The following is a 13530-nucleotide window of genomic DNA, read 5'->3' on the forward strand; positions in this document are numbered from 1 at the left end:
CGTGATATGAGAAATTAAATTACAGTCTTGTACTCTCGGGTTATAAAGGAATATGTAGTGGATTTTGAAATAATATTTTCTATTTTCTGTGTTATTCGGAATTTGTTGGATCTATAGTTGGATTGTAGATTGCTTCGCGAGTAGCACGATTAATCTTAATAGGGAGTACCACCCCGACTTCGATGCAAGTGAGGACTTGCCAACAAAAGCATTTGTAAAATAAGCGGAATATCCATTGAAAGGGATATGGCGCGCCCCTTATCATATGATCGGCTGAGAGAGATTCTGTGACCTACGATTACCCCATCTTTCGTTATTTTTGCATGCCCTGAGGGATGTTCTTGAACTCTGAAATTACCAATTTTTGGAAAAAAATAATCGGCAGTAAAGCTAAAAGAAGTACGACGACATTCAGCAATTACTGGTGAAAAACTCGGTGCGCCCGATAAATGCCTGAGTTTCGAGTAATAGTTCCATGAATTTTCGCTAGATACAGAAAACTTATCGTTTCCTATCTCAAAAGCTATATTCCCAGTGTTGAACAGCACGCGACCGACTTCTTCATCGTTTTCATTCTTAACTATCATTCCGATAGTTGTGGCCGAGAAATCTTGATATGTACCGTACAAAAGGGTTTTGTTATCAGAACCGTCCCGAGGAAAAAGTGGAATTACCGTCTCTGCGCATGTTTCAATGGCCCATTGTTTTTGCAGATTTTTTCTATACCGTAGGCTAAAAATAATGATTGGAATAAAAACGAGAACAACAACTCCGATGATCGAAAACAATAGCTGTTCCGGGTTATTAGACATTTTCTCACACACACTTTGATATCAATAATAGCCTAGTAGATTTTACCTTTCACTTATTGAGTACTTGTTGGCCACCTATCATTTTAAGAGTTACCATGATGATGGCCTGTTATCGGTGTTGACAGTATCGCAACGTGTTGCAGCGTACCCGCAGATAGATTAATCCTTGCAAGAATTGAGAGGGCGGTGATATCAGCAGCACTGTAAATCACTATTCCAGGCGACGATGCCGAGCCTTATATAGACTTACATAACTACCTGAGTATGTGTATTTGCTGACATTAAAGGCCGAAGTCACCTTGTCAATCAGTCGCTCTCGTACTGTCAGTATCTTTATTAGAAGCAATGTTTTTTATCAGGATCGACAGTGCATGACCAGCGCAATTGTTTAGTGCCTGCGGTTTTGTTGACAAGATATTCAGCACGCAACTGTTTGTTTTGCTCAACAGACATTGTGGCTTTTTCAGGAATAAAGCGCTCTTGACTCCAGAAGCGTATTCTGCAAAAGTCATCATCAGCATTACAAAGTCTATTGATTACAGCGCTATAGACGGTTTTGTCGGTGTACACACTGTGGTCAATTAATACTAATTGAACAAATTTTCCAGATGAACCGATTTCGACTGAACGTACTAAACGCCAATTACTACCACTTTCTAGTTTTGGAGCTTCAGGAGCTTGCGCGGCAGGTTCATTTTCTTCAGACGCTGAGAAGACGCTATGTGGTAGTGCTAGTAGCAAAAATATAAGAGTGCCGATTATTTGTTTTCGCATAAATTCTCCCTATCAAAATACCTTTTTTATAAGTCGGTGTTTTGGTTTTGTTTTTAAAGTATTAGTCTGATTTTTGTAACTTAACGCACGAATCATTGATTCCTTAAAAGGAATCAATGATTTTTACTATCGGGCAGTATACGCGAAATTTCTTTCTTGAGCACCTTCAGCAATTTTATTGCGCTATGCTATGAAGAAGAACGAAATTAAATAATTACCTCTCTAAGGAGACGGGCAATAAATGCTTATGAATATATTATGATTACACTGTATTTTATTGCTCGATGCGAGGTATGAATACCCATTTATAAAAAGTCAGTATAGAATAACAAGTTTACAAATAAGGATATAAAGTCTATGGATAAAGAATTCGATTCTAATGAAAACGTGGATACGCATGAATTAAATAATAATAGGCGTGGTTTTCTTAGAATGTCTGCAGCTTTTACAATGGGTTTAGGAATGCTTCACAATCAAGTATCATGGGCGGAGAAAGGGAAAGAATCTGCCGAGAAAACCTATTCAAATGCCGCTCCTAAACCAGAAAATATACTTACTCCGGATGATGCGCTTGAGCGATTAATGGAAGGTAACAAACGCTATATTACCGGTAAAGCAATCGTTTTTGATTTTCACGAAGTGGAGAAATCGCTCGTCAATGGACAAAATCCTTTTGCTACGATTCTTGGATGCTCAGATTCTAGAGTGAGTCCTGAGCATTGCTTCGATGCAGAGCCAGGTGATTTATTTGTTGTGCGTGGAGCGGGTAATTATTTGACCAATGATAATGTTGCATCAATCGAATATGCGGTTGAGGTATTAAAAACCCCCTTAATTATGGTATTGGGTCATGAAAGCTGTGGAGCGGTAAAAGCAGCAGTTGAAGCTGTTGATTCACATAAAAATTTTCCTGGGCATATTCAGTTATTAGCCAGTGCAATAGCGCCTGCGGTTAGGAGGGTTAGCGATACATCCAGAAGCCGCTTAATCAATGTAACAAAAGCCAACGTTATTAGAAATGTTGAGGCTTTACGGCTTAAAACACCGGTTATAGATTCTTATCACGATGAAAAGAAGGTTCGTGTTGTTGGTGGAATTTATCACTTAAAAACCGGAGTTGTTGAAATTATCGCGTAATCAGATTTAGTTATAATACTTAAAAATTGTTATTGTCTAATCCACTTTCCGCAATTTCCGCAGCGCGTAGTATTGCTTTTGCTTTGTTTTGTGTCTCAATCCATTCGTTCTGAGGGATGGAGTCCGCAACAATTCCCGCACCAGCTTGGACATATAGTTTGCTATCTTTAATAACACTGGTGCGGATTGCAATAGCTAAATCCATATCGCCATTAAAAGCCAAATATCCGACGGCTCCCGCATAAATACCGCGCCTGGAAACTTCTAGTTCGTCAATAATTTCCATTGCTCGGACTTTGGGAGCGCCACTAACGGTTCCAGCGGGAAAGGTTGCACGCAATACATCAATGGCATTTAATTCTGGCTTTAGTATGGCTTCTACGTTAGATACGATATGCATGACGTGTGAGTAGTTTTCGATTTTCATTTTTTCGGTTACTTTGACGGATCCAGTTTGTGCTACGCGTCCAATATCATTACGTCCTAGATCCATGAGCATTACATGTTCAGCAATTTCTTTAGGATCTGCTAACAAATCCGCAGCTAAGTCGCGATCTTCCATGATCGATTGGCCACGGGGGCGGGTACCAGCAATTGGTCGAACTGTGACGACATGATCTTCAAGTCGTACTAGGATTTCTGGCGATGCGCCTACAATATGAAAATCATTGAAATGATAAAGAAACATATAGGGTGAAGGATTTAAACCACGTAAAGCACGATAAAGCGCCAAAGGCGTTGCATTAAATGTTTTACTGGTACGCTGCGACAAGACGACTTGCATAATGTCGCCATCATATATATAACGTTTTGCTTTTTCGACTGCCGCTTTAAATTCCATTTCTGGGAATTCTGCAACAGCAGGATTACTCGTTACAGGCTTTAATATTGGCGCTTTTAGTGGTTGGCGAAGCTTTGTCAACAAATCTTTAAGGCGAGTGCAAGCTATGTGGTAAGCGTTTTCAACAGTTGGATCGGCATACAGAATTAAATAAAGCTTGCCCGAAAGATTGTCTACGATAATCAATTCTTCTGATAGCAACAATAAGATATCCGGTGTATTGAGTTCGTCTGGAGGTGACGATTTCTCAAGTTTACGTTCAATGTAACGTATCGTATCGTAAGAAAAATAACCGACCAAGCCACCACAAAAACGAGATATTGCAGCTGCACAGGGCGCTGCCTTGAGTTTCGCCTGATAAGTTGCAATGAAATCAAGTGGATCATCGCTAACAAATGTTTCAGATTGCTGCTTTGAAACAATCGTAATGACGTGGTCGCGTACTTCAATGCGGGTGGTTGCTGGTAATCCAATATAAGAGTAGCGTCCAGATCGCTCACCTCCGTGAACGGATTCCAATAAATAAGTATAAGGTTGATTGGCTAATTTGAGGTAGATGGATAATGGCGTATCCAAGTCGGCAAGCGCTTCTACTGCGATTGGAATACGATTGTATCCCTGTTGTGCTATGCGATTGAATTCTGTTTCATCCATAATATAATTAATAAAGTGATTATTATTTCAAAGGTAAAACTCGAATTAATTGCGTTGCATCGATTAATGATGCAACTACTGCATCGCAATCTAATGCATAAACATCGCGCCCTTCGTTATAACCATATGGAACACAAAATATAGAGCAACCTGCTGCACGTGCGGCAATTGCATCATTCAGAGAATCTCCGATTAATAAGGCTTCGTGGGTGGGTACCTGAAAGTATTCGCAAATATGGATAAGCGGCATCGGATCTGGCTTCTTCTTCGGTAGACTATCACCCGATAAAATGATTTCGAAATAATCATATAAACCGGTTGAGCGTAACAACGGTAAAGTAAAGGCTTCCGCTTTATTGGTGATACAAGCCAATTTAAAACCGGCTTGCTGCATGCTCTGAATACCCTCAACTACACCCGGATAGGGGCGGGTATTGTCACTTAAATGTTCTGCATAGTACTTTTCATAGATGGGTAGAGCTTTGGAAAAAAGCGCTGTATCGGGTTCTCCATCCAATTGGCCAGTCAATGTGCGTTTTACCAGTTTCTGTATACCTTTACCGATATATGATTGAATAGTAGAAATCGATTGTTCCGGCATGCCAAGTTCTTTTAGCATTAAGTTAGCTGATAACGCCAGATCTGCTGCGGTATCGAGTAAGGTTCCATCTAAATCAATCATGACTACCTGAATGGATAATGGAAATGGTATGCGTTGTGTCGAAGATGTTATTTGTGAAGAAGATAATGGGTTCATTGTGAAAAATAAATAATGAATTACTCGGAAAAGCTGCTTTCAGATTTTGTCGGTTATGACACTTTTGCGAGCTCTGCACGAAATGCTGCCACAATACTGTCATAGCGGTGAGGATCAGAGTCTTTGCCAGCTTGGTAAATGGCTGATCCTGCTACAAATGTATCGGCGCCAGCACGAGCAATTTCCGCAATATTATCTACTTTAACGCCGCCATCAATTTCTAACATAATATTATTGCCACTCTCATCGATAAGTTTTCTGACTGCACGAAGCTTGTTAAGTGCTTCGGGGATAAATTTTTGCCCGCCAAAGCCAGGATTGACAGACATAATCAAAACCAAGTCTAATTTGTCCAATACATGATCTAAATAATAGAGCGGTGTGGCTGGATTAAATACCAATCCTGCTTTGCAACCCTGTTCTTTAATAAGTCCAATGGTGCGATCAATATGATTAGAAGCTTCCGGGTGAAAAGAAATGATATTGGCCCCAGCTTTAGCAAAATCTGGAATAATACGGTCTACTGGTTGAACCATCAGATGAACATCAATGAGCGCAGTGGTAACCGGGCGGATAGCTTCACAAACCAAAGGTCCGATTGTAAGATTTGGAACATAGTGGTTATCCATGACGTCAAAGTGAACAATATCTGCGCCTGAATCTATAACAGCAGTGATTTCTTCACCAAGTTTAGCAAAATTAGCTGATAGTATGCTGGGTGCGATGCGAAACATGTGAATCTCTCCGTAAATAAATCTGCTATTCTAACTCCAAATCATGGGCTAATCATAAAAGTGAAGAAGATTTATTGTGCTGCACATCTGCAAGCGTTATTCGGACATTTGAATATAGACTATTGGAAAAATTTAAGAACTACCTGAAAAAATGGATGAAGAAAAGAAATATGAGATAGGTATCAACATACGTACCGCTTATCTGTCCGATCAATCGGATGAAGGCTCTGATCGCTATGTATTTGCCTATACCATCACAATTGCTAATATTGGAAATGTAACCGCGCAACTGATCAGTCGCTCTTGGATTATCATGAACGGCGATGGCACCTCTCAGGAGGTGCGCGGTTTAGGCGTAGTGGGTGAACAACCACTGCTTAAGCCTGGAGATAGCTTTGAATATACAAGCGGAACGGTGATTTCAACCCCGGTAGGATCCATGAAAGGCAGCTATCAAATGACGACAGAAGATGGTATTCAATTCGATGTGGATATACCAGAATTCATTCTCAGCGCACCTAGAGTTTTGCATTAGCAGCTTTGTAAATGACTGGCAGGCTCTATTTAATCCCTACGCCTATCAGTCCAGGAGATATTGCTTGGGTGTTACCGCAATCGGTGCAACATCGGGTTGCAGAAATTAAGTATTTTATTGTGGAGCACCCTAAAACGGCGCGCCAATTCTTAAAGAAAATTAATACGCAACATGCTTTGCAATCGCTACAACTGCAAGAGCTCAATGAGCATACTCATCCTAATGATTTGTTTGCTTTGCTCGACCCCTTGTTTGCTGGACATGATGTCGGGTTGCTGTCTGAAGCAGGATGCCCAACTGTCGCTGATCCTGGTGCTGAATTAATTCGTTTGGCGCATCAAAATAATATTAATGTTATACCATTAGTCGGGCCATCATCGGTTTTGCTGGCATTAATGGCTTCGGGGTTAAATGGACAGTGTTTTGCATTTCATGGTTATTTGCCCATTGACAGCAACATCCAAGCTGAAAAGATTCTGCTACTGGAAAAGCAATCGGTTCAACATGATCAAACGCAAATTTTTATTGAAACGCCATATCGCAATAAAAAGCTACTGGAACTATTAATTAAAGTTTGCTCGGAAAAAACAAATCTTTGTATTGCAAGCCACGTGACAGCCGATAATGAGATGATTCTGACCAAAACCATTCATGAGTGGCGGCGACTGTCATTACCTGATATTCATAAGATTCCAACCATTTTTTTGTTACATGGATAATATTGAGAATTATCCGGTTTTTTTCTGTATGAACTCGATTTTGTAGCCATCTGGATCTTCAATAAAAGCAATTATTGTCTTGCCGTGCTTCATTGGGCCAGCCTCACGAACAACTTTACCGCCTAGTTTCTTAATATTTTCACAAGCTTGATAGGCATCTTCAACTTCAATGGCGATATGGCCATAAGCATTGCCTAAATCGTAAGATGAAGTATCCCAGTTATATGTCAATTCCAACACGGTTCCATCGGCTTCATTTTGATAGCCGACAAATGCAATCGTGAACTTGCCTTCGGGATATTCTTGGCGCCGCAGTAACTCCATGCCCAGGACTTGTGTATAAAAATCCAGTGATTTTTCCAAATTACCTACTCGCAGCATAGTATGTAGGATACGCACATTTATACCTTTACCATTTCAAAATCTTCTTTACGTGCACCGCACTCTGGGCAAGTCCAATTAATTGGTACATCTTTCCAACGCGTGCCAGGAGGTATTCCTTCATCGGGAGAACCTAATGCTTCATCGTAAATATAGCCACAAATTAAGCACATGTAGCGATGGTATTCGGGATTCTCTGCTTTAGACATGATAGATAGTCACTTCCTTTTCGTTTAAAATAGAACAGGTCGCTATTTTACGGTATTAATTCATGTTACAGCCACCCCCAATTGTACTTTCTTTTGCAGCCAGCGATCCTACCGGGGGAGCGGGTATTCAAGCTGATATGTTGACTATCGCAGGTATCGGTTGCCACCCATTGTCCGTCATTACTGCGATTACAATTCAAGACACCACCGGTGTAGTGAATCTTATGCCGCTTGATGCAACGTGGATTACTGCGCAGGCGCAGATAGTGCTGCAAGATATGCCAGTACGTGCATTTAAACTCGGTTTGCTAGGGAGCATAGAAATTATTGCAGCGATCGCTGAAATTGTTTTAGATTATCCCGAGATACCGTTAGTCATGGATCCAGTTTTAGCTTCAGGGCGAGGGGATCAGTTAACCGATGAACGGATGATTGATGCGATGCGCGAATTATTATTGCCGCGAGTCACCGTACTAACACCCAATAGCTTAGAAGCTCGGCGGCTCGCACAACACGAATCGGATTGCTCAGTGAGTCAGCTAGATTTATCCATTTGTGCACAACGATTGTTGAACACTGGATGTAAGCATGTATTGATAACAGGTACGCACGAAAATTCGCATAATGTAAAAAATACCCTTTATTCTGCCGCAGGAATCAGGACTGATGAGTGGGAGAGACTAGATGCGAGCTATCACGGTTCGGGTTGTACGTTAGCATCTGCGATTGCAGCGCAACTTGCACAGGGATCCTCCATTAGTGATAGCATCGTCAAAGCGCAACAATATACGTGGCAAACCTTACGAGCAGGGTTTCGTCCCGGTAGGGGACAATACATTCCAGATCGTCTTTTTCGAATAGATGAACAAAAAGAGGCTAACAGTGACAAGGAAACGCCAACGGTCGCATTCCTCAGTCATTAACGGATTGTATGCGATTACGCCAAGTCTGATGCAGACAGGGGAGCTACTCGATAAAGCTCAAAGGGTATTGCAAGGTGGTGTGAAATTATTGCAATATCGTAATAAATCGGCAAGCTGTGATTTACTTCGAGAACAAGCACAAGCTCTATTATCGTTATGTAGAAGCTATCACGTTCCTATGATCGTGAATGATGATTTGGATCTGGCAATAGAAATCGATGCAGACGGCGTGCATTTGGGGCAAGACGATTTGGCACGATGTGAAGCAAAGGAGCAGTTGCTTGAGTACGATAAAATCTTAGGAATATCATGCTACAACCGGTTGGATTTGGCATTGCGAGCACAACAATTTTGCGCAGACTATGTGGCATTCGGCGCTTTTTTTTCTTCTACGACTAAGCCTGATGCAGTAAGGGTTACGGTAGATTGGGTGCGTCAGGCAAAAAAACAAATCGTCATTCCAATTGTTAGTATTGGCGGTATTCGTCTAACCAACGCAGCATCAGTTATTCAATCTGGTTGTGCTGCAATTGCAGTAAGTGACGATTTGTTTAATGCGCATGATATTCAACTGAGGACGCAGCAATTGGCACAGCTTTTTAAGGATGTTTATCAGCGAGATGAAACAAAATTTCTCTAATCTTTTATGAGTAACAAAATGACTTCAAAAAATCAGCAATTATTCGAATTATCACAGCGGTATATTCCTGGAGGAGTTAACTCTCCAGTGCGAGCATTTAAATCAGTAGGGGGTGAACCGGTTTTTTTCCAACGAGGCGAGGGTGCTTACTTTTGGGATGTTGATGAAAAATCTTATGTAGATTATGTTGGCTCCTGGGGGCCATTAATTTTAGGACACGCTCATCCGGAGGTGGTTAAAGCCGTGCAAGCTGCGGCACAAAATGGTTTAACGTTTGGTGCTCCAACCGAAGCCGAGTTGGAAATTGCACAACTAATCTGTAAGTTATTGCCATCGATCGAGCAGGTACGCCTAGTCAGTTCGGGTACCGAAGCAGGTATGAGTGTTATTCGTTTAGCGCGCGGCTTCACAGGGCGTAGCAAAATCATCAAATTTGAAGGTTGTTACCATGGTCATGATGACTCTTTGCTCGTTAAAGCAGGATCGGGTGCATTGACTTTCGGTAATCCAAGTTCAGCAGGAGTACCCGCAGAAACTGCGGGACACACCATTGTGTTGGACTTCAACAATATTGCAAGCGTGGAGCAGGCTTTTGATCAATGGGGTAAGGAGATTGCCGCCGTGATCGTTGAACCGGTGGCAGGGAATATGAATTTAATTGCTCCTAAAGCGGATTTTCTGCAAAAATTACGTACATTGTGTACACAGAATGAGAGCGTCTTGATTTTCGATGAAGTCATGACAGGATTTCGTGTCGGATTGGCTTGCGCACAAGGGCTTTATAAGGTCAAGCCGGATTTAACAATTTTGGGTAAAGTGATTGGTGGCGGGATGCCACTGGCGGCTTTTGGTGGGCGCCGTGAAATCATGCAATGTTTGGCACCGCTAGGACCTGTTTATCAAGCAGGAACATTGTCAGGGAATCCCGTTGCGGTGGCGGCGGGCTTGGCTACGCTTAAATTGATTCAAGCTCCTAATTTTTATGAAAAATTAACTGAAGTGACGAAACGGATGACGGAAGGATTGGCAACCGCAGCGCAGAGATACGATATCGATTTTTTTGCGCAGTCGATTGGAGGAATGTTTGGAATCTATTTCTCAGAAATAGTTCCTACCAGTTTTGCTGAGATCATGCAATGCGACAAAGCTGCATTCAACCGATTCTTCCACGCCATGTTGCAGGAAGGTATTTATTTTGCGCCCTCAGCATTTGAAGCTGGATTCGTTTCGTCAGTACACGGCGACACTGAGCTCAATAAAACTTTTGCCGCTGCAGATAAAGTTTTTAGTGATTGGAATCAGTAACGATAGATAGTGTTTAATAAAAAGGCGGTAATCAACCGCCTTTTTAATTATGGATGCATCGAGGCAATATAGGCTGATACGGCGCGTTTTTCTTTACCGCTCATGCGAGTAATTACTTTTTGCATCACGCCATTATCATTGGTGCGATCGCCTGTATTAAACTGGTTTAACTGAGCGTTCACGTATTCTGCATGCTGCCCGGCAAGCGCTGGATAGTGGGGAGGAATTCCTGCTCCTTGAGGGCCGTGGCAACTTGCGCAAGCAGGAACACCATTATCAATATTGCCGCCGTGATATAAAGTTTTTCCTGCTTCAAGAAGCTTTGCATCCGCTTCTACCGGGCTAGGTATCTTTTTTTGCTTGGCGTAGTATTCGCTTACCTTTTTCATATCTTCTGGCGAAAGTGCGGCGACCATTGCTGACATCACGGGGCTATTCCGCTTCGCAGGCTCGTTCTCGCTCGCCTTAAAATCATGTAATTGCTTAGAAAGGTATTCGACATGTTGTCCTGCTAAAATCGGATTGGCAGGAATAATGCTATTGCCATCGGCATTATGGCATCCTGCGCATACACCGGAAGCGATTTCCTGAGCTGTCGCAGGTGTTGCAGGCTCTGAAGGTGCTGCAGTAGGCTGTGGTGAAGCTGTGGTATTTTCATTATTGCTGTTATCGTCAGCAGCGTTAGTGTTTTCTGCTGAGTCTGCTAAAAGTGGTGTAACTATTGTCAGCACTACAATTACTGTTATTACTTTAATTATGTTCATAATATTCATTCCGTCTTTAGAGCTCTCAAAAGTTGGCAAGCATTGGAAAAACGCTGTATTTTAGCAAGGCGAAAAGACCTTAACAACAAAATTAATCAGGTTTTTATGATCTAATATTTTATTTCTCAATGAAAACAATCCTAATTATTTTGCTATTGATCAATAGTTTGTTTTTTGTCGTCACATCATTTTTTTTGGAAAAGAAACAATTAAGCGCTCCAATATCACTTAATTCTGAGAAAATTGTATTGGTGCCGGTCAATGACGGTTGTTTGCAATGGGGTAATTTTTATGAAGAACAGATACAATACTCAGAAACAGCAATGGCAGAATTTTATCCAGACTTGTCTTATGAGTGGGAGAGTATTGGTAATGCCATGAAATATCTGTTGTTTATTCCATCATTGCCCAATAAAGAAGCAACCAATCGTATGATTAATAAATTGCGTAATTTCGGTATCGTCAGTTTTCGTATAAAAAAAACTGAAGAGCGTTGGAAGAATACCATTTCCGTCGGTGTATATGATGATAAACAAGAAGCGCAGAAACAATTGGAAGATCTTGTAAAAAAAGGAATAGCTAACGCAATGATAGAAGAATTTGAAGTTGAATTAAAAAAAATGATTATCCATCAGTCAAACGCCATCATCCAAAAGCAAATGGAAAAAGTCGTCGAGCAATTTGAAGGTACACAATTGACTGCTATTCAATGTAAAGATTGAAATAGGGAACAGCTTACACTTTACATTAATAGATAGATTGTTCAATTCAGTTAAATAAAATGTCAGTTTCAATAAAAACACCGAAAGAAATCGAAATGATGCGAATCGCTGGTCGATTAGCATCGGAGGTTCTTGATTACATAACGCCTTTTGTCGTGTCGGGTATCGCTACCGAAGAACTGGATAGGTTATGCCATGATTATATGGTCGATGTGCAGAAAACTATTCCAGCACCACTTAACTATGCGCCATCCGGCCATTCCCCTTACCCAAAGTCGATTTGCACTTCGATTAACAATCAGATTTGTCACGGTATCCCAGGGAGTAAAAAGTTAAAAAATGGTGACATTGTCAATATTGATATCACCGTGATTTATCAAGGTTATCACGGCGATACGAGTCGTATGTATTATGTTGGAGAGCCTTCAATTCAAGCCAGGCGTTTGTGTGAAGTGACTTATGAAGCCATGTGGCGTGGCATTGAACAGGTTCAGCCAGGTAAAAAATTGGGCGATATTGGCCACGCCATTCAGAAATTGGCTGAAGGCGTCGGATATAGTGTGGTTAGAGAGTTTTGTGGACATGGCATTGGCGTAAAGTTTCATGAAGATCCGCAGGTGCTTCACTATGGTAAGCCTGGAACGGGAATGGAATTAAAATCTGGGATGATTTTTACCATTGAACCGATGATTAATGCCGGCAAAGCAGGTATTCGCCACATGCCGGATGGCTGGACCATTACCACTAAAGATGGCAGTTTGTCTGCGCAATGGGAACATACCGTTTTGGTGACTGAAAACGGTTACGAAGTATTGACCGTATCAGCAGGTACGCCTGACAAGCCAAGTTATCATTATACTAATTAGTTTTTTTATTTGAATTATATGACACGAAGCAATCAAAGAACCCCTGTACAAATTCGCCCTGTCAGAATTACCCGTCAATTTACTCGCTATGCGGATGGATCGGTATTAATCGAATGTGGAGAAACGAAAGTAATATGTACGGCAACCATTAATGAACAGGTCCCTTCTTTTTTAAAAGGACAGGGACAAGGTTGGTTGACCGCCGAATATGGAATGTTGCCTGGTTCAACACACTCGCGCATGCAGCGTGAAGCAGCGAGAGGCAAACAATCCGGGCGCACTATGGAAATCCAACGATTAATCGGACGTGCCCTACGTGCTGTGGTTGATCTGAAAAAATTGGGAGAACGTACCGTTCTGATCGATTGCGATGTCGTACAGGCGGATGGAGGTACGCGTACTGCAAGTATTACAGGTGCTTTTGTTGCCTTGCACGATGCGATGGAAAAACTGATTTATCAACAGTTGATTGAGACCACACCGATTATCGATCATGTGGCCGCCATATCAGCCGGTATTCGCCAAGGTGTTGCATTACTTGATCTGGATTATGAAGAAGATTCATCGTGCGATACGGATATGAATGTCGTGATGACCGGTAACTTAGGCCTAGTCGAAGTGCAAGGTACCGCTGAAGGAATGGCTTTTAGCCGTAGTGAGCTGAGCACATTATTGGATATGACGCAGCACGGCATACAGGAATTGATTGCAATACAGAGAGAATCGCTAGCACAGGAATCCATAGTACGTGGATAGC

At 41.6% G+C, this 13530-nt stretch carries 17 protein-coding genes; 9 read left to right on the forward strand and 8 right to left on the reverse strand.

Features of this window, described 5'->3' with window-relative positions; genetic code table 11:
* Window positions 1-155 precede the first annotated feature (155 nt).
* The gene (locus W03_RS05850) at window positions 156-812 is read right to left on the reverse strand and encodes a hypothetical protein (protein ID WP_244072083.1); all 657 of its coding nucleotides are present in this window, start codon (window positions 810-812) and stop codon (window positions 156-158) included.
* 336 nt (window positions 813-1148) lie between these two features.
* On the reverse strand, window positions 1149-1586 hold the full coding sequence (locus W03_RS05855; protein WP_244072084.1) for a hypothetical protein: 438 nt from the start codon (window positions 1584-1586) through the stop codon (window positions 1149-1151).
* 357 nt (window positions 1587-1943) lie between these two features.
* Here W03_RS05855 and W03_RS05860 point away from each other — a divergent pair, with 357 nt between their 5' ends.
* A complete protein-coding gene (locus W03_RS05860; protein ID WP_244072085.1) occupies window positions 1944-2723 on the forward strand; it encodes a carbonic anhydrase in 780 nt (259 codons plus the stop codon).
* 19 nt (window positions 2724-2742) lie between these two features.
* On the opposite strand, the gene trpE is transcribed toward W03_RS05860, so the two are convergent.
* From trpE to rpe, 3 genes are read right to left on the reverse strand one after another with little or no spacing between them, the layout of a single operon-like run.
* Window positions 2743-4218: an anthranilate synthase component I gene (trpE, locus tag W03_RS05865; protein ID WP_244072086.1), complete on the reverse strand. Its 1476-nt coding sequence runs from the start codon at window positions 4216-4218 to the stop codon at window positions 2743-2745.
* Between the two features lie 22 nt (window positions 4219-4240).
* Window positions 4241-4975: a phosphoglycolate phosphatase gene (locus W03_RS05870; protein ID WP_244072087.1), complete on the reverse strand. Its 735-nt coding sequence runs from the start codon at window positions 4973-4975 to the stop codon at window positions 4241-4243.
* Between the two features lie 53 nt (window positions 4976-5028).
* Window positions 5029-5709, reverse strand: a complete 681-nt coding sequence (rpe, locus tag W03_RS05875) for a ribulose-phosphate 3-epimerase (RefSeq protein WP_244072088.1) — start codon at window positions 5707-5709, stop codon at window positions 5029-5031.
* Between the two features lie 151 nt (window positions 5710-5860).
* Between rpe and apaG the strand changes: the two genes are divergently transcribed.
* Window positions 5861-6244, forward strand: coding sequence for a Co2+/Mg2+ efflux protein ApaG (gene apaG / locus W03_RS05880; protein WP_244072089.1), 384 nt, complete (start codon window positions 5861-5863; stop codon window positions 6242-6244).
* Between the two features lie 11 nt (window positions 6245-6255).
* On the forward strand, window positions 6256-6963 hold the full coding sequence (locus W03_RS05885; RefSeq protein WP_244072090.1) for an SAM-dependent methyltransferase: 708 nt from the start codon (window positions 6256-6258) through the stop codon (window positions 6961-6963).
* A gap of 9 nt (window positions 6964-6972) precedes the next feature.
* Here W03_RS05885 and gloA read toward each other — a convergent pair whose 3' ends face one another.
* Window positions 6973-7362, reverse strand: coding sequence for a lactoylglutathione lyase (gloA, locus tag W03_RS05890; RefSeq protein ID WP_244072091.1), 390 nt, complete (start codon window positions 7360-7362; stop codon window positions 6973-6975).
* A 2-nt stretch (window positions 7363-7364) separates the two neighbouring features.
* Entirely contained in the window at window positions 7365-7553 is a 189-nt protein-coding gene (locus W03_RS05895; RefSeq protein WP_279600013.1) for a rubredoxin, read from the reverse strand.
* A 62-nt stretch (window positions 7554-7615) separates the two neighbouring features.
* Here W03_RS05895 and W03_RS05900 point away from each other — a divergent pair, with 62 nt between their 5' ends.
* The 3 genes from W03_RS05900 to hemL are packed head-to-tail and all read left to right on the forward strand — an operon-like array spanning window position 7616 to window position 10421.
* A complete protein-coding gene (locus tag W03_RS05900) occupies window positions 7616-8476 on the forward strand; it encodes a hydroxymethylpyrimidine/phosphomethylpyrimidine kinase (RefSeq protein WP_244072092.1) in 861 nt (286 codons plus the stop codon).
* Window positions 8436-9116, forward strand: coding sequence for a thiamine phosphate synthase (gene thiE, locus W03_RS05905; RefSeq protein ID WP_244072093.1), 681 nt, complete (start codon window positions 8436-8438; stop codon window positions 9114-9116). Before W03_RS05900 ends, thiE begins: the two co-directional genes overlap by 41 nt.
* An 18-nt stretch (window positions 9117-9134) precedes the next feature.
* Window positions 9135-10421, forward strand: a complete 1287-nt coding sequence (hemL, locus tag W03_RS05910) for a glutamate-1-semialdehyde 2,1-aminomutase (RefSeq protein ID WP_244072094.1) — start codon at window positions 9135-9137, stop codon at window positions 10419-10421.
* Window positions 10422-10468: 47 nt separating this feature from the next.
* On the opposite strand, the gene W03_RS05915 is transcribed toward hemL, so the two are convergent.
* A complete protein-coding gene (locus W03_RS05915; protein WP_375792730.1) occupies window positions 10469-10957 on the reverse strand; it encodes a c-type cytochrome in 489 nt (162 codons plus the stop codon).
* Window positions 10958-11379: 422 nt separating this feature from the next.
* Here W03_RS05915 and W03_RS05920 point away from each other — a divergent pair, with 422 nt between their 5' ends.
* From W03_RS05920 to rph, 3 genes are read left to right on the forward strand one after another with little or no spacing between them, the layout of a single operon-like run.
* Window positions 11380-11907, forward strand: coding sequence for an SPOR domain-containing protein (locus W03_RS05920; RefSeq protein WP_244072096.1), 528 nt, complete (start codon window positions 11380-11382; stop codon window positions 11905-11907).
* Between the two features lie 59 nt (window positions 11908-11966).
* A complete protein-coding gene (gene map / locus W03_RS05925) occupies window positions 11967-12773 on the forward strand; it encodes a type I methionyl aminopeptidase (protein ID WP_244072097.1) in 807 nt (268 codons plus the stop codon).
* An 18-nt stretch (window positions 12774-12791) separates the two neighbouring features.
* Window positions 12792-13529 carry a ribonuclease PH gene (rph, locus tag W03_RS05930; protein ID WP_244072098.1) on the forward strand — a complete coding sequence of 246 codons (738 nt, stop codon included), beginning with the start codon at window positions 12792-12794 and terminating at the stop codon, window positions 13527-13529.
* The last annotated feature ends 1 nt before the right edge of the window (window position 13530 follow it).

The sequence above is a fragment of the Nitrosomonas sp. PY1 genome (assembly GCF_022836435.1).
Lineage (GTDB): Bacteria > Pseudomonadota > Gammaproteobacteria > Burkholderiales > Nitrosomonadaceae > Nitrosomonas.

What these genes read in the sequence shown, in the direction of transcription:
- W03_RS05850 (WP_244072083.1), bottom strand. Translation starts at nt 812, where the DNA reads ATGTCTAATAACCCGGAACAGCTATTGTTTTCGATCATCGGAGTTGTT.
- W03_RS05855 (WP_244072084.1), bottom strand. Translation starts at nt 1,586, where the DNA reads ATGCGAAAACAAATAATCGGCACTCTTATATTTTTGCTACTAGCACTA.
- W03_RS05860 (WP_244072085.1), top strand. Translation starts at nt 1,944, where the DNA reads ATGGATAAAGAATTCGATTCTAATGAAAACGTGGATACGCATGAATTA.
- trpE (WP_244072086.1), bottom strand. Translation starts at nt 4,218, where the DNA reads ATGGATGAAACAGAATTCAATCGCATAGCACAACAGGGATACAATCGT.
- W03_RS05870 (WP_244072087.1), bottom strand. Translation starts at nt 4,975, where the DNA reads ATGAACCCATTATCTTCTTCACAAATAACATCTTCGACACAACGCATA.
- rpe (WP_244072088.1), bottom strand. Translation starts at nt 5,709, where the DNA reads ATGTTTCGCATCGCACCCAGCATACTATCAGCTAATTTTGCTAAACTT.
- apaG (WP_244072089.1), top strand. Translation starts at nt 5,861, where the DNA reads ATGGATGAAGAAAAGAAATATGAGATAGGTATCAACATACGTACCGCT.
- W03_RS05885 (WP_244072090.1), top strand. Translation starts at nt 6,256, where the DNA reads ATGACTGGCAGGCTCTATTTAATCCCTACGCCTATCAGTCCAGGAGAT.
- W03_RS05895 (WP_279600013.1), bottom strand. Translation starts at nt 7,553, where the DNA reads ATGTCTAAAGCAGAGAATCCCGAATACCATCGCTACATGTGCTTAATT.
- W03_RS05900 (WP_244072092.1), top strand. Translation starts at nt 7,616, where the DNA reads ATGTTACAGCCACCCCCAATTGTACTTTCTTTTGCAGCCAGCGATCCT.
- hemL (WP_244072094.1), top strand. Translation starts at nt 9,135, where the DNA reads ATGACTTCAAAAAATCAGCAATTATTCGAATTATCACAGCGGTATATT.
- map (WP_244072097.1), top strand. Translation starts at nt 11,967, where the DNA reads ATGTCAGTTTCAATAAAAACACCGAAAGAAATCGAAATGATGCGAATC.
- rph (WP_244072098.1), top strand. Translation starts at nt 12,792, where the DNA reads ATGACACGAAGCAATCAAAGAACCCCTGTACAAATTCGCCCTGTCAGA.